General features: G+C 62.7%; 16 protein-coding genes and 4 tRNA genes. 12 read left to right on the forward strand and 8 right to left on the reverse strand.

Going from position 1 to position 19,178, the window contains the following annotated elements:
• The first annotated feature begins 25 nt into the window (after positions 1 to 25).
• The 8 genes from uvrC (at position 26) to ACLIIZ_RS08760 (ending at position 5,497) form a co-directional block, all read left to right on the forward strand.
• Positions 26 to 1,843 carry an excinuclease ABC subunit UvrC gene (uvrC, locus tag ACLIIZ_RS08725; RefSeq protein WP_416691718.1) on the forward strand — a complete coding sequence of 606 codons (1,818 nt, stop codon included), beginning with the start codon at positions 26 to 28 and terminating at the stop codon, positions 1,841 to 1,843.
• Positions 1,844 to 1,849: 6 nt separating this feature from the next.
• Positions 1,850 to 2,428, forward strand: a complete 579-nt coding sequence (pgsA, locus tag ACLIIZ_RS08730) for a CDP-diacylglycerol--glycerol-3-phosphate 3-phosphatidyltransferase (protein WP_416691719.1) — start codon at positions 1,850 to 1,852, stop codon at positions 2,426 to 2,428.
• Between the two features lie 53 nt (positions 2,429 to 2,481).
• Positions 2,482 to 2,557, forward strand: a tRNA-Gly gene (locus ACLIIZ_RS08735).
• Between the two features lie 52 nt (positions 2,558 to 2,609).
• Positions 2,610 to 2,683: transfer RNA gene (locus tag ACLIIZ_RS08740), tRNA-Cys, on the forward strand.
• 7 nt (positions 2,684 to 2,690) lie between these two features.
• A tRNA-Gly gene (locus ACLIIZ_RS08745) sits at positions 2,691 to 2,766 on the forward strand.
• A 72-nt stretch (positions 2,767 to 2,838) separates the two neighbouring features.
• Positions 2,839 to 2,923 (forward strand) — tRNA-Leu (locus tag ACLIIZ_RS08750).
• A gap of 9 nt (positions 2,924 to 2,932) precedes the next feature.
• Positions 2,933 to 3,391, forward strand: coding sequence for a DUF1178 family protein (locus tag ACLIIZ_RS08755; protein ID WP_416691720.1), 459 nt, complete (start codon positions 2,933 to 2,935; stop codon positions 3,389 to 3,391).
• 42 nt (positions 3,392 to 3,433) lie between these two features.
• On the forward strand, positions 3,434 to 5,497 hold the full coding sequence (locus tag ACLIIZ_RS08760) for a molybdopterin-dependent oxidoreductase (protein ID WP_416691721.1): 2,064 nt from the start codon (positions 3,434 to 3,436) through the stop codon (positions 5,495 to 5,497).
• Here the strand turns inward: ACLIIZ_RS08760 and ACLIIZ_RS08765 are convergent.
• From ACLIIZ_RS08765 to ACLIIZ_RS08775, 3 genes are all read right to left on the reverse strand, one after another.
• Positions 5,480 to 5,995, reverse strand: coding sequence for an RBBP9/YdeN family alpha/beta hydrolase (locus ACLIIZ_RS08765; protein WP_416691722.1), 516 nt, complete (start codon positions 5,993 to 5,995; stop codon positions 5,480 to 5,482). The genes ACLIIZ_RS08760 and ACLIIZ_RS08765 overlap by 18 nt on opposite strands.
• Positions 5,996 to 5,997: 2 nt before the next feature.
• Entirely contained in the window at positions 5,998 to 7,344 is a 1,347-nt protein-coding gene (locus ACLIIZ_RS08770) for a phenylacetate--CoA ligase family protein (RefSeq protein ID WP_416691723.1), read from the reverse strand.
• A gap of 193 nt (positions 7,345 to 7,537) precedes the next feature.
• Positions 7,538 to 8,386: an EAL domain-containing protein gene (locus tag ACLIIZ_RS08775; RefSeq protein WP_416691724.1), complete on the reverse strand. Its 849-nt coding sequence runs from the start codon at positions 8,384 to 8,386 to the stop codon at positions 7,538 to 7,540.
• Positions 8,387 to 8,639: 253 nt separating this feature from the next.
• Between ACLIIZ_RS08775 and ACLIIZ_RS08780 the strand changes: the two genes are divergently transcribed.
• Entirely contained in the window at positions 8,640 to 9,446 is an 807-nt protein-coding gene (locus ACLIIZ_RS08780; RefSeq protein ID WP_416691725.1) for a methionine ABC transporter ATP-binding protein, read from the forward strand.
• Between the two features lie 76 nt (positions 9,447 to 9,522).
• On the opposite strand, the gene ACLIIZ_RS08785 is transcribed toward ACLIIZ_RS08780, so the two are convergent.
• The 5 genes from ACLIIZ_RS08785 to ACLIIZ_RS08805 form a co-directional block, all read right to left on the reverse strand.
• The gene (locus ACLIIZ_RS08785; RefSeq protein WP_416691726.1) at positions 9,523 to 9,855 is read right to left on the reverse strand and encodes a hypothetical protein; all 333 of its coding nucleotides are present in this window, start codon (positions 9,853 to 9,855) and stop codon (positions 9,523 to 9,525) included.
• A gap of 75 nt (positions 9,856 to 9,930) precedes the next feature.
• Complete coding sequence (locus ACLIIZ_RS08790; RefSeq protein WP_416691727.1) at positions 9,931 to 12,933, reverse strand: Tn3 family transposase; 3,003 nt, start codon at positions 12,931 to 12,933, stop codon at positions 9,931 to 9,933.
• 6 nt (positions 12,934 to 12,939) lie between these two features.
• Positions 12,940 to 14,226 carry a site-specific integrase gene (locus tag ACLIIZ_RS08795; protein ID WP_416691728.1) on the reverse strand — a complete coding sequence of 429 codons (1,287 nt, stop codon included), beginning with the start codon at positions 14,224 to 14,226 and terminating at the stop codon, positions 12,940 to 12,942.
• Positions 14,223 to 14,693: a Cd(II)/Pb(II)-responsive transcriptional regulator gene (gene cadR, locus ACLIIZ_RS08800; protein WP_416691729.1), complete on the reverse strand. Its 471-nt coding sequence runs from the start codon at positions 14,691 to 14,693 to the stop codon at positions 14,223 to 14,225. Before cadR ends, ACLIIZ_RS08795 begins: the two co-directional genes overlap by 4 nt.
• Before the next feature lie 11 nt (positions 14,694 to 14,704).
• Complete coding sequence (locus ACLIIZ_RS08805) at positions 14,705 to 15,040, reverse strand: YnfA family protein (RefSeq protein WP_416691730.1); 336 nt, start codon at positions 15,038 to 15,040, stop codon at positions 14,705 to 14,707.
• Between the two features lie 88 nt (positions 15,041 to 15,128).
• Here ACLIIZ_RS08805 and ACLIIZ_RS08810 point away from each other — a divergent pair, with 88 nt between their 5' ends.
• The 3 genes from ACLIIZ_RS08810 (at position 15,129) to ACLIIZ_RS08820 (ending at position 19,172) form a co-directional block, all read left to right on the forward strand.
• Positions 15,129 to 17,369 carry a heavy metal translocating P-type ATPase gene (locus ACLIIZ_RS08810; RefSeq protein ID WP_416691731.1) on the forward strand — a complete coding sequence of 747 codons (2,241 nt, stop codon included), beginning with the start codon at positions 15,129 to 15,131 and terminating at the stop codon, positions 17,367 to 17,369.
• A 13-nt stretch (positions 17,370 to 17,382) separates the two neighbouring features.
• A complete protein-coding gene (gene czcI, locus ACLIIZ_RS08815) occupies positions 17,383 to 17,739 on the forward strand; it encodes a cation efflux protein, CzcI family (protein ID WP_416691797.1) in 357 nt (118 codons plus the stop codon).
• 134 nt (positions 17,740 to 17,873) lie between these two features.
• On the forward strand, positions 17,874 to 19,172 hold the full coding sequence (locus tag ACLIIZ_RS08820) for a TolC family protein (protein WP_416691732.1): 1,299 nt from the start codon (positions 17,874 to 17,876) through the stop codon (positions 19,170 to 19,172).
• Positions 19,173 to 19,178 lie beyond the last annotated feature (6 nt).

The raw sequence follows: 19,178 nt of genomic DNA on the forward strand, positions 1-19,178 counted from the left end.
TTTTCGCCCATTCCGACGGTCGACCGTGGCTTTTGATTCAAAATCCTTCCTCGCATCGCTGACCGAACTCCCCGGTGTTTACCGCATGATCGGCGCCGACGGCGCCGTGCTTTACGTCGGCAAGGCCAAGAACCTGAAGAAACGGGTCGCCTCCTACTTCCGCGACAACCTGTCGAGCCCGCGTATCGCCCACATGGTCAGCCAGATCGACCACGTCGAGACGACGGCGACGCGCACCGAAGCCGAAGCGCTGCTCCTTGAAAACAACCTGATCAAGTCGCTGGCGCCGCGTTACAACATCCTTTTTCGCGACGACAAGTCCTACCCCTACATCGTGCTGACGCGCGACAAGTTCCCGCGCCTCGGCTTCTACCGCGGCAACCCCGACCGCAAAGCAGACTACTACGGGCCTTATCCGTCGTCGTGGGCGGTGCGCGACAGCATCCACCTGCTGCAGAAGATGTTCCGCCTGCGCACCTGCGAGGACAGCGTCTTCGCCAACCGCTCGCGGCCCTGCCTGCTTTACCAGATCAAGCGCTGCAGCGGACCCTGCGTCGGCTACATCGCGCCCGACGACTACGCCGCCGACGTCCAGTACGCGGCAATGTTCCTCGCCGGGAAGCAGCAGGAAGTGATCAAGCGCCTCAACACGGCGATGGAGAAGGCTGCCGAGAAGCTCGCCTTCGAACTGGCGGCGATCTACCGCGACCAGATCCAGTCGCTGCACCAGGTCCAGGAAAAGCAGTTCGTCTCGAGCAGCAAGGGCGAGGACGTCGATATCGTCGTCGCCGTGCGCGAAGCCGGGCAACTCTGCGTCAACCTGGCGATGGTGCGCGGCGGCCGCCATCTTGGCGACCGGCCGCTGTTCCCGAGCAATGCCGGCGACTCGACCGCCGCCGACGCGCTGACCGCCTTCCTGCGCCAGCATTACGAATTGCACCCGGCGCCCGGCCGCTTGCTGGTCTCGCCGCTGCCCGAAAGCGAAGAGCTTGAGGAAACCGCCGCCAGCCTGGCCGAACTCGCCGGCCGCCCGGTGCCCATCCTCGAAGCGCGCAGCCTGACGCAGAAGGCCTGGGTCGAGATGGCGCTGCAGAACGCCCGCCTGGCGATCCTGGCGCGCAACCAGACGACGGCGCAGCAGGAGCAGCGCCTCGCCGCGCTGCAGGAAGCGCTGCAACTCGCGGAGCCGATCGCCCGCATCGAATGCTTCGACATCAGCCACACCATGGGCGAGAGCGCCGTCGCGTCGTGCGTGGTCTACGACGGCAACCAGATGAGCAAGCGCGACTACCGCCGCTTCAACATCCGCGACATCACGCCCGGCGACGATTACGCGGCGATGCGCCAGGCCGTGACGCGGCGCTACGACGGCGTGGCCAGCGGCGAGGGCAGGGCGCCCGACCTGATCCTGATCGACGGCGGCAAGGGGCAGGTCGCTTCGGCCTGGGCGGCGCTCGCCGACCTCGGCCTGACCCAGCTCAACATGATCGGCGTCGCCAAGGGCGAGGAGCGCAAGCCCGGCCTGGAAAGCCTGATCTTCCCGGAGGCCGACGGCCGGCCGCCGCTCAACCTGCGCGCCGACCACCCGGCGCTGCACCTGATTCAGGAGGTGCGCGACGAAGCGCACCGCTTCGCCATCACCGGCCATCGCGGCCAACGCGCCAAGAGCCGCAAGACCTCGACGCTGGAAAGCCTGCCCAGCGTCGGCCCGGCCCGGCGCAAGGCGCTGATCACCCGTTTCGGCGGCCTGGCCGGCGTGCGCGAGGCGAGCGTCGACCAACTCGCCGAGGTTCCCGGCATCGGCCGCGAACTGGCCGAAAAGATCCATTCCGCCTTACACTGACGGCCTATGCCATTCAACATTCCCATCCTGCTGACCTGGTTGCGCATCGTCGCCATTCCGCTGCTGATCGCGATCTATTACCTGCCGGCCGATTGGGCGAGCGGGCAGGAACGCAACCTGATCGCCACGCTGATCTTCATTGCCGCAGCGCTGACCGACTGGGCCGACGGCTATCTGGCGCGCAAGCTGAACCAGACCTCGGCCTTCGGCGCTTTCCTCGACCCGGTCGCCGATAAATTGATGGTCGCCGCCGCGCTGATCGTGCTGGTCCAGCTCGGGCGGGCCGATGCCGTCGTTGCTTCAATCATCATCGGCCGCGAAATCACCATTTCGGCATTGCGCGAATGGATGGCCAAGATCGGCGCGGCGAAGAGCGTCGCCGTCTCGATGCTGGGCAAGATCAAGACCACGGCGCAGATGGCGGCGATCCCGCTGCTGTTGTATCAGGCGCCGCTGTACGGCATGAACACGATGCAGGCTGGCGAGTGGCTGATCTGGCTCGCCGCCTTGTTGACCTTGTGGTCGATGGGCTATTACCTGCGCATGGCCTGGCCGGAAATTGCCCGGCGCAGTGCGGAAAAATAGCGCAGGGTGTTGACAAGACCCTTGGGGCGTCTATAATGCGCGCTCTGTTTGACGCGGCAGTAGCTCAGTTGGTAGAGCGATACCTTGCCAAGGTATAGGTCGAGAGTTCGAGACTCTTCTGCCGCTCCAAATTCCTCGCGGAAGCCCAGGCTTCCTCGAATGTAGTAAAGCTTGAAGGCGGGGCGCGGTAGCAAAGCGGTTATGCACCGGATTGCAAATCCGTGTAGGTCGGTTCGACTCCGGCCCGCGCCTCCAGAAACACGCGGCAGTAGCTCAGTTGGTAGAGCGATACCTTGCCAAGGTATAGGTCGAGAGTTCGAGACTCTTCTGCCGCTCCAGTCTGAAACAAGGGAAAGCGCAATGCGCTTTCCCTTTTTCGTATCGGGCTAGCCGATACGATCGAAAAACCCGCCCGGGTGGTGAAATCGGTAGACACAAGAGACTTAAAATCTCTCGCCGAAAGGTGTACGGGTTCGAGTCCCGTCCCGGGCACCAAGGCCTGTGATGATCATCTACGACCTGAGTTGTGACAACGACCACCGTTTTGAAGGCTGGTTCCGCAGTGCCGACGATTTCGAGGCTCAACTGGAAAGGCGCATCGTGCTCTGCCCGCAGTGCGACAGCGCCAACGTCAGGCGCGTACCGTCGGCCGTCGCGATCGGCGGCAGCCACCAACCCGAACCGACACCGACGTCCGGCAATGGGCGGGTGAGTACCGCGACAGCGCTGATGCCGGCCGGCGAACAGGTTGCCGCCGCTTATCGGCAACTGGTCCGGGCGATCATGGATAACAGCGAAGACGTCGGCGATGCCTTCGCCGACGAGGCCCGCAAGATCCACTACAACGAAGCGCCGGAACGCTCGATCCGCGGCCAGGCCACGGCCGACGAATGCGAAGCCCTGCGCGACGAGGGCATCGAGATCATGAACCTGCCGGAACTCAAGGACGAAGACCTGCAGTAAATCCGGCGGTGTACCCCAACGCACTTTCCCACGACAACCGCCATGTTCAAGCCCGCCGTTTGCCCCCACGATTGCCCCAGCGTCTGCGCTCTCCAGGTTGAGGTCAAGGACGGGCGGATCGGGCGGGTGCGCGGCGGCGACCAGCCCTACACCGACGGCGTCATCTGCGCCAAGGTCGCACGCTATGCCGAGCGCCAGCACCACCCGGAACGCCTGCGCGAACCCTTGCTGCGCGTCGGCGCCAAGGGCGAGGGCAGGTTCGCGCCGATTTCCTGGGACGAGGCGCTCGACCGCCTGGCCGAACGACTGCGTAGCGCCGTCGACCGCGACGGCCCGGAAAGCGTCTGGCCCTACCATTACGCCGGGACCATGGGCCTGGTCCAGCGCGCCGCGCTGCGCCGCCTCGGTCACCTGGCCGGCTGGTCGCGGCAGCGCGAAACCTTCTGCGTCGCCTTGAGCGACGCCGGCTGGATGGCCGGCGTCGGCGCCAAGCGCGGCGTCGATGCCCGCGAGATGGTGGATTCCGAGCTGATCGTGGTCTGGGGCGGCAACCCGGTGCACACCCAGGTCAATTTCATGCATTGGGTGCAGAAGGCAAGGCGCGACCGCGAGGTGCCGCTGGTCGTCGTCGATCCCTACCGTACCGCCACCGCCGCCAAGGCCGACCTGCATCTGGCGCTGCGCCCAGGTACCGACGGCGCGCTGGCCTGCGCGGTGATGCAGGTGCTGCTCGCCGAGGGCCTGGCCGACCGCGACTACCTGGCCGCCCACAGCGATTTCTCGCCGGCCGTCGAAGCCCACCTGATGACCCGGACGCCAGCCTGGGCGGCGGCGATCACCGGCCTGCCGGCGGCGCAGATCGTCGACTTCGCCCGTCTCTACGGCCGTTGCAAGCGCAGCTACCTGCGCGTCGGCTACGGCTTCACCCGCCAGCGCAACGGTGCCGCAGCGATGCACGCGGTCAGTTGCCTGCCGGCGGTCAGCGGCGCCTGGCAATGGCCGGGCGGCGGCGCGCTGTACAGCAACGGCGGCCTCTACGGCCTGAATACCCGCTCCCTGAACGGCCTCGACGCCTGCCAGCCGACGGCGCGTCGGCTCGACATGGCGCAGATCGGCGCCATTCTCGCCGGCGACGCGCAGGCCTTGCTCGGCGGTCCGCCGGTCGGCGCACTGCTGGTCCAGAACACCAACCCGGCGGTGGTCGCGCCGGACAGCCTGGCGGTCCGCCGCGGCCTGCTGCGCGACGACCTGTTCACCTGCGTGCACGAGCAGTTCATGACCGAGACGGCGAAGTACGCCGACCTGGTCCTGCCGGCGACCACCTTCCTCGAACACGACGACCTCTACCAGGCTTCCGGCCACACCCACCTGCAACTGTCGCGGGCCTGGCTGGCGCCGCTCGGCGACTGCCGTTCCAACCACGACTTCATCGCCGCCCTGGCTGGCCGGCTCGGCATCGCCCATCCAGCATTCGCCGCCAGCGCCTGGCAGATGGTCGATACGCTGCTGCAGTCGTCGGGTCGGGGCAGCGCCGAGGCGCTGGCTGCGGCGGGTTGGCTCGATTGCGCGCCGGACTTTGCCGAGGCCCATTTCCTCAATGGCTTCGGCCACGCCGACGGGCGTTTCCGCTTCGCCCCGGACTGGTCGGCGATCGGCGAGGGCCACGCGGCGATGCCGGCGCTGCCGGACCACGCCGAACTGATCGACGCGCCGACGCCGGCCTTGCCGTTCCGCCTGGTCGCCGCGCCGGCCCGGCATTTCCTCAACAGCACCTTTACCGAGACGCCTGGTTCGCAGCGCAGCGAAGGGCGGCCGACGGCGCTGCTCGCGCGCGCCGCCGGCGAGCGCCTGGGCCTGGCCGATGGCGACCTGGTACGCCTGGCGAACGCGCAGGCGAGCGTGCTGCTGCACGTCCGCCTGGTCGACGGCCAGCAGCCGGACACCGTGGTCGTCGAAAGCCAGTGGCCGAACTCTGCGTTCATCGAAGGCATCGGCATCAATGCCCTGGTCGGCGCCGCGCCGGGCTGGCCGGCAGGCGGCGCCGCCTACCACGACACGGCGATCCGGGTTGAACGCGGGTTTGCTCAGTCACAAGACCGCGCGTAGTCGCTGAAAGAGCTGCAATCCTTGCGGCCAGGGACCGTGGCCGGAATCGACGTTGATATGACCGGCGGCACCGACGCTCAGGAAATCGCTGCCCCAGATGCCGGCCCATTGCCGGGCAACTCGCTCCCTGACCCAGGGATCGTTGCTACTGGCGACGACCAGACTCGGAAAAGCCAGGCGTTCTTCGAGCAGGGCTGCCGCTTCGCCGAAGCGCTCCGGATCGGCTGGCGCAACGAGCAGGGCGCCACGGATTCTTTCCGGCCGGACGAAAGCCGCCGTGACGCTGGCCAGGCAGCCGAAGCTGTGGGCGACGATCCACACCGGCTCGCTGGCGGCGTCGATGGCGTCGCGAACCCGGGCCGCCCAGTCGGAGAGGCAGGTCTTTTCCCAGTTGGCTTGTTCGACGCGGCGGGTGTCCGGCAACTGTTCCTCGAACCAGCTTTGCCAGTGCGTCGGGCCGCTGTTGCGTAGCCCGGGGACGATCAGGATTTCAGCCATCTTCAGCTCCACACGCCGCTACGCCGGTCATCGACCCGTTTCGCCTTGTGCGTGGCGCGGGGCAGGGTATCGGGCGGCAGGACGACGATCTTTGCCGAAACGCCGGTGACCGATTTCAGGTGGCCGGCAAAGCGTACGGCAAGTTCGTCATCGCGTCCGCCGTCGGTCGCAATACGCTCGATTTCCACGGTCAGCCGGTCAAGGTGGTTTTCGCGCTCGATGACCAGCTTGTATTCGCCGGTCAGCTCGCGGTCCTTGCGGGCAATCGCCTCGATGTCGCTGGGGAAGATGTTCACGCCCTTGATGATCAGCATGTCGTCGAGCCGCCCGTGCGTGCCCAGCATGCGCTGCGCGCTACGGCCGCAGGCGCAGGGTTCGCTGGTAAACGAAACGATGTCGCCGGTGCGAAAGCGGATCATCGGCCGCGCCGACTTCTTCAGCGTCGTCAGCACCAGTTCGCCGCGTTCGCCGTCGGCGACCGGTTCCTGCGTTTCCGGATCGAGCACTTCGACCAGGATGTGGTCCTCGGCCCAGTGCAGGCCGTGCTGTTCTTCGCACATGCCGGCGCAGGAGCCGAAGATGTCGGACAGGCCGTAATAGTCATAGACCTTGGCGCCCCACAGCGCCTCGATGCGCTGGCGGGTTTCCGGGATCGAGCCGCCGGGTTCGCCGGCGACGAAGATGCGCCTGATCGCCAGGTCTTTCTTGGGATCGATGCCTTCCTTGATCGCCGTCTCGCCGAGGTACCAGGCGTAGGACGGCGTCGTCCAGATGGCGGTGGCCTGGAACTGTTTGGCAATCGCGAGCAGGCGTTCCGAGGGCACGGTGCCGGCGTGGATCGACAGCGCACCGAGCTTCTGGGCGCCGAGCACGCACGGTCCACCGACGAACAGCGAGAAATTCAGCGAATGGCAGTAGCGATCGTCCGGGCGCAGACCGGAGGACCAGAACTGGCGAGCCTCGTAATCCATCCAGTCGGCGAAATCGCGGGCCGTGAACGGCGAGGCGGTGGGCACGCCGGTCGAGCCGCTGGACGCCGAGATATAGACGATGTCGCGCTCGGGTACGGCAAGCAGGTCGCCGAACGGCGGCACGGCTTGCTGGCGCTGGCGCAGCACCTGCTTGTCGATGAAGGGGAAGCGGCGGATGTCGGCGAGCGACTTGACGTCGTCCGGATGCACGCCGGCCGCGTCGAAACTGCACCGGTAATACGGCGAGTTGGCGTAAGCGTGGTGCAGGTGTTTCTTCAGCAGATCGAGCTTGAGCGCATCCCAATCGGCGCGCGATTGGGTTTCCAGGGCTTCATCCCAGTACAGGCGGTCGACCGCGATATTTTCGATTTTTCCCATCGTCAATTCCTCCGTGATGGAGCGAATTGTCGATGGCGCCACGCTTGCGCCAAACGACGCAATTCTTATGTCCTTATGCGGCCTTGGCGGCTTCGCGGCGGGCAAGGCTCAGGTCGATACCGGCGCGCCGCCATAGGAAAACGAACCCGGCGCAGGCCGTGGCGGCGGGGGATTGGCTTCCGTGGCCGGGATTTCAGGCGGCGGCGTCGAGCCGCGCCCAGTTCCCGGCATCGGCCGCGACGCGGATTCCTGCCGGGCGGGTAAGCGGGGCGTGCGCCTGCAACAGGTCGATGTGCTGCAAGCCGGCATGGCGACGCAGGCGGCCGCTGTCGATGCCCTCGATCAGGACGCGCGCGCCCAAGGCATGGATATCGGCGATGATCCGTTCGAGCGGCCGGCGCGCGGCGAGCAGCCGCTTGTCGAGCTTGACGATGGCGGGCTGCAGGGCGGCCAGGAAAGCGAAATCCAGCGTCGTGCGGCCGAAATGGCTGACCGCGATGGCGTAGCCGCGCGAGCGGTAGCTGGCGACGGCGCGGATGAAATGCGCCGGGTCGGACACCCGGTCGGTATCGATTTCCAGCGTGATCTGGTCGGGGAAAAGACCGCAGGGGCGCAGGATTTCCTCGAAGGCCAGACCGTGGTTGGCGGGAACGCTGAGAATGTGGCGGGCATGGACGCGCAGCAGGAGGTTGCCGCGCACCGGCTGGGTCAGATAGTTGAGGGCATGCAGGGTGCGGACCAGGCGGTCGAGGTAGACGAATTCTTCGGCGTCGGTCGGCAGCACGAAAACCGCCTCCGGCGACATCGGCAGCTTGCTGGAGAGGCCAAACGCCTGGATCGTCGATGCATGGCCATGCGATTTGCCGCTCGCCGCATCGACGATGGGCAGGAATTTCGATTCCAGGCGGATGTTGGCGTAGTGGATGAAGACCCGCCCGTCGACCGCGACGAAAGGATGGTCGAGGCCGGAACGGCGGAGAAAGTCGCTGTGACCGTCGGCGGACGGGGAATTCAGGGTACGGACGATGTCGCTCAAGGGCATGACGGACTCCAGATTGCTGTTTGCACCAATCTAGAGCCCGCCAGCGCGGCCGGGAACGATGCGATTCTTCTCAGCTTAGAAAACGCCCGGGAATATCGTCATGCCTGGCTGGCGGCTTCTCCCTTCTATCCTTCGCTGAGCGCGATGCATAAGCAAAGAAACTGTTCTTCGTTGGCGTGACGCCCGCTCGTGCGCAAAGTGACGTCTCCTCAAGCCAATCAATGCCGGCCAGGCCGGTAGCGGAACAGCAAGCATGACTGACGATCCTTCTCCCAACAGCGCCAGCCCGGTCATCGAACTGCGCGCGGTGCAAAAATCCTTCACGCTGCCCGACGGCCAGCATTTCGCCGCGGTGCATCCGCTGTCGCTGAGCATCGCTCGCGGCGACATTTTCGGTCTGGTCGGCAAGAGCGGCGCCGGCAAGTCCACGCTGCTGCGCCTGATCAACCTGCTCGAGCGGCCCGACGCCGGCAGCGTCCGCGTCGCCGGGCGCGAGCTGACGACGCTCGGGCGGCGCCAACTGCGCGAAGCGCGGCAGAACATCGGGATGATCTTCCAGCAGTTCAACCTGCTGCAGAACGCCACGGTGTACGACAACGTCGCTTTCCCGCTGCGCATCCACGGCTACCATAGTCGTGCCGAAATCGACGCCCGGGTGCGCGAATGCCTGGCGCTGGTCGGTCTCTCCGACAAGCTCGCCAGCTACCCGGCGCGCCTCTCCGGCGGCCAGAAGCAGCGGGTGGCGATCGCCCGCGCTCTGGCGCCGCGTCCGGACGTGCTGCTGTGCGACGAACCGACCTCGGCGCTCGACAGCGAGACGACCCGTTCGCTGCTGCAGACGCTGCGCGAGATCAACCGCGAGCTGGGTGTGACCATCGTCATCGTCACCCACGAACTGGCCGTCGTCGACCAGTTGTGCAGCCATGTCGCGGTACTCGAACACGGCCGCCTGATCGAGCAGTTCGCCGTCGATGGCCCGGCCCGCGAGCGGCACAGCGCGCTCGGCCGCGAACTGAGGGTCGGCCGGGAACCGTGCGAAATCCTCGGAAAAACCACTTAGCCGATTGTTCTAAAACAGAAATTACTTGGTCTATGCAAAGGCCGGTTTCCACCGGCCTGCCCTTATCAATTGAGACTTAGGCTCCGCAGGTCAGCGCCTTATTTGCGCTGACGAAAACGCTGTCGGGCTTGGATTTGTACTCGCCACTCGGCGTTCCATTGTGTGTTTTGCACATTGGCGCGATGAAATTGAGTTTTCGTAGCGATTCGTCTTTCATGTTCGGCAAAATGACGTGCGCCCCTACCTCAGCTTGGGATTCGCATCCCTGCACGTGGCATTTCGGTGTCGTGGAAGTCTTTGAAAACTTCTTCCAATGGCCCAGCCAAGAGCCGCAACTACAATCCTTGTCTGAGGTTCCATTCAGATTTTTCATCGTGATCGAACCACTGCCGGTCAGCGTCTTGCTCATGAACATCTCCCTAAAGTGGCCACGCACGTGCATGGCAATCCATGATATTGGGATTTCCTCCGAAAAATTCAATAGTCATTGATCTTGGCTTGTTGATTCGGACTCCAAAATTCGAAATCCCTCATCCAGTGTCTCGACCTTGCGTCGGAAATCCAGCACGTAATCGCCGAATCGATTGATGTGCTCAAGCCGGTATGGCGCCAGACCGGCCAAGACTTCCTGGTTGATCACAGCCCCTTCGGCTTGGAGTTGCTTCAGCACCCGGCTCATCCCAACCACGTTGTGCAAGATGACCAGATTGGCTACGAGATGGTTGTATTTGATGATCTTGCGCTGTTCATGACGCAGGTTTTCGGCAATCACCCCTTCTCCGCCGAAAAACAGTTTTTTCTCGAAACCGTTGAATTGCTCCGACTTGTTGGTTTCCGCATGGATGAGCCGGCGTAGTTCGACGTTGCCAACGTATTTCAGCAGGAACATGGTTCGGATCACCTTGCCGAGTTCCTTGAAGGCGAAATACAGCTTGTTCTTTCGGCTGTAAGTCCCCAAGCGACGCAGAATGGCCGAGGCTGAAATTTTCCCGAGCTTGATGGAGACGGCCACGCGCAGCATGTCCGGCAAATGGGTCTCGATCATCTGCCAGTTGATGTCGTCGCTGAAAAGCCGGTCGATATGAGTGAACTTCTTGTTGCTGTCGGGCCGATGGAACACCAGATCCTTGATGCCACGGATGCGCGGCATCAGTTTGATGCCCAAGAGGTGTGAAAGCGCGAACACCGTGTAACTCTGGGCCTGGGTGTCGCCATGGATGGTGTCCGGCCGGATATCCGAGGTGTTGGTCATCAGCCCGTCGAGGATGTGAGTGCCCTCGTAGGTGCCACAGGAAATGAAGTGGCTGAACAGCGTGATGAACTTGTCGGAGACATGGTAGTAGCCGATACCGCCATAGCCACCGTAGCGGATGTGATGTTCGGAAATCAGGTTCTGCTCGTAGAGGTTCCATTTCGTGCCGTCGGCAGAGGCATGCTTGCCTGATCCCCAGTAGCCAGGCAATTCGAACTTGTTGTAGGCATTGATGACCTTGACGATGGCTTTTTCCAGCACCTCTTCCGTCACGTACTTGATGTTGAGCCAGGCGATCTGCTTGCGGCTCATCCCCCGAATTGAGCGCGCTGTCTGGGTCGGCCCGAGGTTGCAGCCATAACAGAACAAGGTGCTGATTACCCGTGGGCGCAATTCCTCGATCCGGCTTTCGGTTCCCATCAAAGGCCGAAACAACTTGTGCAATTGCAGCCAGCGCTCCGTGTCGATCAGTACGTCGACGATACTGATGTTCTCCATGTGCTCGGTGATCAGTTGGTCGATCGCCCTGATGCCGGGCGGCGGTTCGCCGGCTGGCGGTTTCTTCAGGATCAGCCGGCCATCGACAATTTCGGCATAGGCATTTTCGGGAAATTCGGCATCGACAGCTTCGGCTGTCTCCAGCAAAGCCGCCTTCAAGGACTCGGTAAAGACCCTGGAGTCCGTTTCGATACCGGTGACCTCGCCATACTGCGCCAATTCACGATTCAGGGTATCGTCGTCAACCAGTTGCTCCCGGTAGTCGTCGTAACGTTCGCCATGCTGGATAAACAGATCACCCGACTTCAGTTCATCGCGGATTGCATACAAGACCGCCAGTTCGAAGTAACGGCGGTTGATGGCAACGACCTGACCGTCGGCGCGCTCGGAAATGACCAGTTTTCGCCAGGCCGTGGAGAGCCACTGGAAATCCTCCTCGGCATTCAACCCGACCAACGACAGCGGCACGACTTCATGCCGGATGCCACGCAGCGCCTGCAACGCTTTCATCATCCGGATCAGGGTATCGTCTTCACTGCTACTCTGCGGATTGACGATTTCGATACAGTTCAGCAGCTGAGCTCGAACCATCTTGTAGGGCTGGATGAGGAACGGCAGATGATTGCGTCCAGCGTAGGCCATGTGCTCATCGCAGATGGCCACTAGGTCATCGACATCGGCAATCAGGCTGCCACCGATGGCCTCTACCCGTTGATGATCCGAGCCATCGATCCGGTAGGCCAGCAACATCTCTTTTAACTGGCCGATCAGACGATCGGTTCGTTGCAGGTGTTCCTGTTGGTATTCGCCCAACTTGTTGCGCGCCTGATTGTCGAGGTTCTGGAGCATGCGGACGAACAGGTCGGCCGCATCGTCGAGCGTCTGGGCAAATTGCGAGCGGATGTAGATCACCGCCAGTGCATAGCGCTTCTGGGGCTTCAGTTCCGCCATTTCAGTCGCATCCAGCGAACGGGCGATGTAGCGGTACTGCTTGAGTTTCGGAACGGGAATATCGGGGATGGGTAGTTGGTCGACCAGCAACTGGAGCCGGCGGATATGCTGAAGATAGGAGCGAGTTTCCTTGTTGGTTGGCTTTTTTGGTTCGCGCTTGAGCAGGTTCCAGGTGCTGCTGCTCTCGCCCGACTTGACCTTGAACAGGTTGTCGATCAAGGTTTTCACCTTGGCATCAAGTTGGTCGGCAATACTCGCAAAATGGACGTCGTGGATATTTTCCCGGGCCTGGATGCCCAACCGATCGAGCGTGGAGAAACCGGGCAATTCGTAGCGATGATGCACCAGTTCTTCGAGCATCACATTGATGATGTCGGCCACCACATGCCGGCTGTCTGCGGCGGTTTCTGCAATATGCCGCAACCAAGCGCGTCCCGGATCGTCCAGAGGGCGAACGTTCAAGTAGCGTCGCAAGGCAGCAATCAAGGTGGTGCGCGCCGTCGTTCGGTCGAACTGCCGAAGTTCATCGGCCCTTGCTGGCCGATGCCCCGTTTGGGCCACGATGTGTTGGCGAATCGCTGACGGGACATCCCTGATGTGGACGAAGTACCCAAGACGCTGAAACAGCTTCAGGTAGATGAAGGCAGCCGAGCGAGCAATGGGACGCTTGACGGTCTTGTCGATGAACGCAATTTCATCGTGTGTCAGGGTATAAATCTCGTCGAGATCCTGTGCTGAGGGGTCTGCCTTCAGACGGGGATATGCGGTCTCGTGAAGCTGGGTCATGCAGTATCAGTCCCAGTGCCTGCCACTGGCTGTGTCGAGGCAGACAGCCTCCAGAAAACATTCGCGTGTATCGGCAATGCGATGGAGTTCATCGAGCAATGAGTAGAGGTGATCGTCCAGAATATCGATCGACGGGGTTGGCACGAAAATTTGATATCGTCGGCCTTCCTGATCCAGAGGTTGTGCCTGAAACCGGGCAAGACAGGTACTCACCATATCCCGCAAGGCATTAGCGATGGCGCGTCGGCTACCACCGTTGAAGGCAGATAGATCGATGGAAACCTCGATCGTTGTGAGAGCGACCTCAGGTAGATTCGGCAGTTGCGGGGTTGGAATAGGCTGTTTCTCCGGTAGCGCCCGATCCAGACCCTGCTCGAAACGCGCTTTCTGGTCGATGCTGACCCCATCCAGATAGCGCATGGCAGCCTTCACGTCACGCCAGCCCACATAGCTCATCAACTCCCGGATATCCCAGCCGCTCATGCCCGCCCACTGAGCAAAACCCCGGCGTAACGAGTGACTGCTGAAGGACTCTGCATCGGCCACACCTGCCTGGCTCAGTAACTTTCGAAGCATGGGAATGATGCTGCTCGGGGTCAGTTCAGCCTCGGATAGGTGCCCCCAGCGGTCGAGCTTGCGAAATAGCGGTCCCGCCGACAGTTTGGACAAAGCCAGCCAGTCTTCGACTGCCTCGACCGGACACAGCCGGGACAGCGCCGGACAGGAGTAGCGTCTCCCTTCCAGGTTGCGATCCCCCTTGCTGCGGGGCAAGAAACAGGTCAGCCCCTCGCCGGACTTGATCTCGATGAACTCGATGCGTAGGTTAGCTAGTTCGTCGGAACGGAATCCGCGCCAGAATCCGAGGAGAACCAGAGCTCGATCACGGGTGTGTCGCAGGGCTTTGGTCGAATCACCCCGGCTAACCGCTGCGGCCGTGGCTGACGTCAGCCAGTCGGCAACGCCGCGCAGGATTTCCAGTTCCAGCGGCTTGGCCCGCTTTTCCTGGGTTGGATGCAGGGTTCGGATACCTTTCAACAATTGCCGAATTTTCGGGGCTTTCGTCGGGTCCGGAAAACCATGGTCCTGATGCCACCGCGACAGCGCCGCGAGTCTGTGCTTCAGCGTGTTCAGTGACAGGGATTCGGCGTATGCCGCGAGGTAGCGGGCAATCGAATCGATGGTCGCCGGCAACAATCCTCCCCACTCGACTTCGAAGTGCTGGATGGCTGATGCATAGCTGCGCCGGGTGTTGGTTCGTTCGGCCGCATCGAGGTAGATATCGACCTGGCTCATTCTGGCTCTTTGGGAGATTTTAAGGCGGTGCCGTGCACGCCTGGAATGTGATTTTCCATCGGCTTCTCGTTGATACCTGACTGCGACAAGCCTTCAAGAATCCCGCAAGTCGAGGCTCGACGCTCATCTGGACAACGGCCGCGTAGCTCCTGGAGTTGTTTTTCCAGCGCTTGGAGTTCCCCGATTCGATGAACGACGTGTCCGATGTGATCATCGAGCAAACGGTTTACCTCGCCGCAGTTTTCCTCCGGCGATTCCTTGAAGTGCAACAGCGTCCGAATCTCGTCGAGGGTCATGTCCAAGCCACGACAGTGCCGAATGAAGGTCAGTCGCTCTTGGTGCATTGGCCCATAGATACGGTAATTTCCCTCACTCCGAGCAGGTATCGGCAATAGTCCTTTCCGCTCGTAGTAGCGGATCGTTTCCACATTACTTCCCGCCAAACGCGCCAGTTCGCCGATTTTCATTCCAGCCATCCTTACGACCGGCCTGGCTGGAGTGCGATGATGGCCATGCCACCGAGAGATACGGCACTGCCCAGCAGATCCCAACGTGTCAGGGGAATTCCATCGACCTGCCATAGCCACAGCAAGGCGATCGCGACATAGACACCGCCATAAGCAGCGTAGATACGTCCGGCAGCACCTGGGTGCAGCGTCAGCAACCAGGCGAAAAGAGCCAGCGATACGGCAGCCGGAATCAATAGCCAGCGCGGGCGCCCCTGCGTCAGCACCAGCCAGGGCAAATAGCAACCGATGATTTCGGCCAGTGCAGTGACGACGAAGAGACTCAATATCTTCAGGAACTCCAACATGCTTTTCTCCTTGAATCTTTTTATTCTAGCTGCTTGACCTTGTAGCGACTCAAGGGTTTTTAATGGCATCAACAAACAGGAGATGGCCATGCCCCTTCATGCCGAGAAGCAACAACCCAATGAGCCTGAACGCTGCGCGTGTTCAGGTGGCTGTGCGATGGATACGACCTCCATCCAGGATGCGCCGCCTGTCGCCGTATCCAACACCTCAGGGCATTCGAGCGTTTTTCGGATTCCCGCCATGGACTGCCCGAACGAAGAAAACGATATTCGCAAGGCGCTCGCTGGTATCACGGGAATTCGGTCGCTACGTTTTGAACTGGCTACCCGAACCTTGACCATCGATGGCGAGCAAGTCGCCCTGGAGAGCGGGTTACAGACCATCCGCCAGCTTGGCTTTGAAGTGTTACCCATCGAGCATGAACAGAAGACCGAAGTGCCATCAGGCCTCGGCGAGATCAGTAAAGCACTGATCGCCCTGGCATTGGCCATCGGGGCCGAGGCTCTGGATTTTTTCGGACCCGATGCCCTGCCGTTCAAAGGCCTGGGTATGGCGTTGGCAGCGGCTGCTATCGCCTTCTCTGGATTCTCCACCTATCGTAAGGGACTGGTGGCATTGCGGCGCGGGCAGTTGAACATGAATGCGCTGATGGGTGTGGCCGTGACCGGCGCCTTCCTCATTGGCCAGTGGCCCGAGGCGGCGATGGTCATGGCCTTGTATGCGATTGCCGAACTGATCGAGGCCCGCTCCGTGGATCGGGCGCGTAACGCCATCAAGGGCCTGCTCGATTTGACGCCGGAGACGGCGGAAGTGCGGCAGGCTGATGGGGCGTGGCTGGAAGTGCCGGCCGCAGAGGTAAAGCTGGATGCCTGCGTTCGGGTCAAACCCGGCGCCCGGATACCGCTCGATGGCCAGGTGACGGCGGGAACCAGCGCGGTCAATCAGGCGCCGGTCACTGGCGAAAGCATCCCGATTGACAAGGCGGTGGGCGACCCGGTGTTCGCCGGCACGATCAACGAAACCGGCATCCTGGAGTTCTGTGTCACGGCCGCTGCCGACAACACCACGCTGGCCCGCATCATTCACGCGGTCGAACAGGCGCAAGGGACGCAAGCGCCGACCCAACGCTTCGTTGACCGGTTTGCCGCAATCTACACCCCAGCCGTCTTCGGCATTGCGGTTGCCGTGGCCGTTTTGACCCCCTGGCTCCTCGGCTGGACCTGGACGCAAGCGCTCTACAAAGCCCTGGTGCTGCTGGTCATCGCTTGCCCTTGCGCGCTGGTGCTCGCCACGCCGGTGACGGTCGTCAGCGGACTGGCCGCAGCGGCCCGACGCGGCATCCTGATCAAGGGTGGTGTCTATCTTGAGAAGGCACGCAAACTGCGGGTCATAGCGCTCGACAAGACCGGCACCATTACCGAAGGCAAACCCCGTCTGGTCGCCACAGAACTGCTTCCTTCGACGATCCCCGAATCCCAGGTGCTTGCCTGGGCGGCCAGCCTGGCAGGGCACTCGGACCATCCGGTCTCCAAAGCGATTGTGACCGGTCTCAAGCTTCCGGAGAACGGCTTGACCGATTTTGTCGCACTCGCCGGACGAGGTGTTGAAGCTCGAACGGATGGCCAACGCCTCGTCCTCGGAAACCATCGCCTGATTGAGGAGCGTAACCTGTGCAGCGCCGAAATCGAGGTTCGCCTTCAGGTGCACGAGACGCAAGGCCGGACGATCACCATGCTGGCGTCGGCACAGCAGGTGCTGGCGATTTTTGCGGTGGCGGACACCATCAAGGAAAGCTCACGGGAGGCGGTGGCCGAACTGCATCGTCTCGGTGTCGTCTCGGTCATGCTGACCGGCGACAACGTGGCGACGGCCGCGAGCATCGCCAAGGAAGCCGGCATCGATGACGCCCGGGGCAATCTTCTCCCAGAGGACAAACTGGCGGCCATCGAAGATTTGCAGGCTCGCTATGGCCCGACCGCGATGACCGGCGACGGCATCAACGACGCGCCGGCCCTGGCCCGCGCTGACATCGGCGTGGCCATGGGTGCCGCCGGTACTGACACGGCGATGGAAGCCGCCGACGTGGTCATCATGAACGACGACCTGCGTCGTATTCCCGAGACCATTCGCCTGTCCCGGCGCACCCATGCGGTGCTCTGGCAAAATATCGGGCTGGCCCTGGGGATCAAGGCGATCTTTCTGGGACTGGCCGTTTTCGGCAATGCGACCATGTGGATGGCGGTCTTCGCCGACATGGGCGCGAGTCTGCTGGTGGTGGGCAACGGTGTGCGCATCTTGCGGTGGACTTCCGGAAATGATTTTCGCTGATACAATCCGGCCCATGCGTCGCTGGCTATCTATCCTTCTTCTCGTTTTTCTGCCGTTCCAGTTCTCCTGGGCGGCGGTGGCCGGCTATTGCCAGCACGAGACCGGGGCCGCCGCGCAGCACTTCGGCCATCACGATCACCAGCATCAGGCCGCTGGCGATCAAGAGGGTGCACCGGATGCCAAAGCTCTGGGCGGAGGCATCGACGGCGATTGCGTCGCCTGTCATGCGAGTTGTGCTGCGGCGATTTTTAGCATGGCTTCCTTGCCGGCTTCAAGCAGCGCGTCCTTTGCGATTCCCTGGCTACCGGGAAATCTGACCGCGCCGCCTCTCGCTCATCCCGAACGCCCCAACTGGTCCGTCCTCGCCTAATCGGCGGGGTGGATAGCACTTTTCTGCGCTTCTCCCTTGCGACTGTGGTGGACTGATCCGCCCTGACGCATTGCGACGTTTCCCGGTCGCACCTCGCCGATTCCCTGTGTGTCTTTTAATCACTGGAGAATCGGATGTCTCGAAGCAAATCAGTTTCACGAACCACCTCTTTACCGGCCCGCGTACTCGTGGCCGGACTGTACTCGTTCGCTGCGCTAGCGACCGGCAACCTTTGGGCGCAAACAACGTCAGCCCCCACCGGCGCCGCGATTACCTTGCCGCAAGCCTTTGCTGCCGCTTGGGCACGACAACCCGAGGCGCAATCCCTCGATCTGCGGCGAGACGCCGCCGAAGCGCGCCGGCAGGTTGCCGGCAGTTGGACGGCCCAGCCACCTTCGCTGGACCTGTCCGGCAAGACTGACCAACTGAGCAAGAATCAAGGCAGCCGCGAATACGCGGCCGGCGTCGCCTTGCCCCTGTGGCTGCCCGGCGAACGCTCCCGTCAGGGGGCCTTGGCCGACGCCGAATCAAAGGCCGTGGATAGCCGGGTGACGGCCGCGCAACTGCGCACTGCCGCCGTCGTGCGTGATGCCTGGTGGAACTGGCAGCGGGCACGCGGCGAACAGTCGCTGGCCCGCGAGCGCCTGGTCAGCGCACAAAAACTGGCAGAAGATGTCCGCCGCCGAACCAAGGCCGGTGACCTGGCCCGCTCGGACCAGCATCAGGCCGATGGTGCGGCTGCCAGCGCCGAGGTAACGCTGGCCGAAAGCGCCAGCCTGCTGGCCGCAGCCACTCAGCAACTGCGCGCCTTGATCGGCAAGCTGCCGGACGAGAAAGCAGCCGACGGACCTGAAACCCCGCCGGCGGTGCCGGCCGACTTCACCGCCCTGGATGCGACCCACCCGGCGGTCGTCGAACTGTTCGACCGGGCCGAAGTCGCTCGTCGCAGTGCCGATCTGGCCAGCGTGCAGACCAGGAACAATCCAGAACTGTTGTTGGCCACCACCCGCGAGCGGGGCGCTTTCGGCGACGACTATCAGCAGACCGTCACGCTCGGCGTCCGCATCCCGTTTGGTTCGGATAGCCGCAATCGCGCCAAACTCGGCCTGGCCCGCGCCGAAGCCCTCGAAACCGAGGGGCAACTTCGCCTCGAACGCGAGCGCCTGGCGGCCGATCTGGAAGCGGCGCGGGTGCGCGTCGAATCGGGTCGGAAGCAACTGGCGGCCGCGGAGAAACGCGCCCAACTGGCGCGAGAGTCGCGGAGTTTCTTCGAGAAGTCCTTCCGTCTGGGCGAAAGCGACCTGCCGACCCGCCTGCGTATCGAACTCGAAGCCGTCGAAGCCGAACGGCAAAGCACTCGCGCCCGGATTGAGCTGGCCGCTGCGATCTCCGCCTTGCGTCAGGCCCTGGGCCTGCTCCCCGAACAAAAATGAGGAACC

It is taken from the genome of Azonexus caeni (assembly GCF_048146105.1).
GTDB lineage: Bacteria > Pseudomonadota > Gammaproteobacteria > Burkholderiales > Rhodocyclaceae > Azonexus > Azonexus aromaticus_B.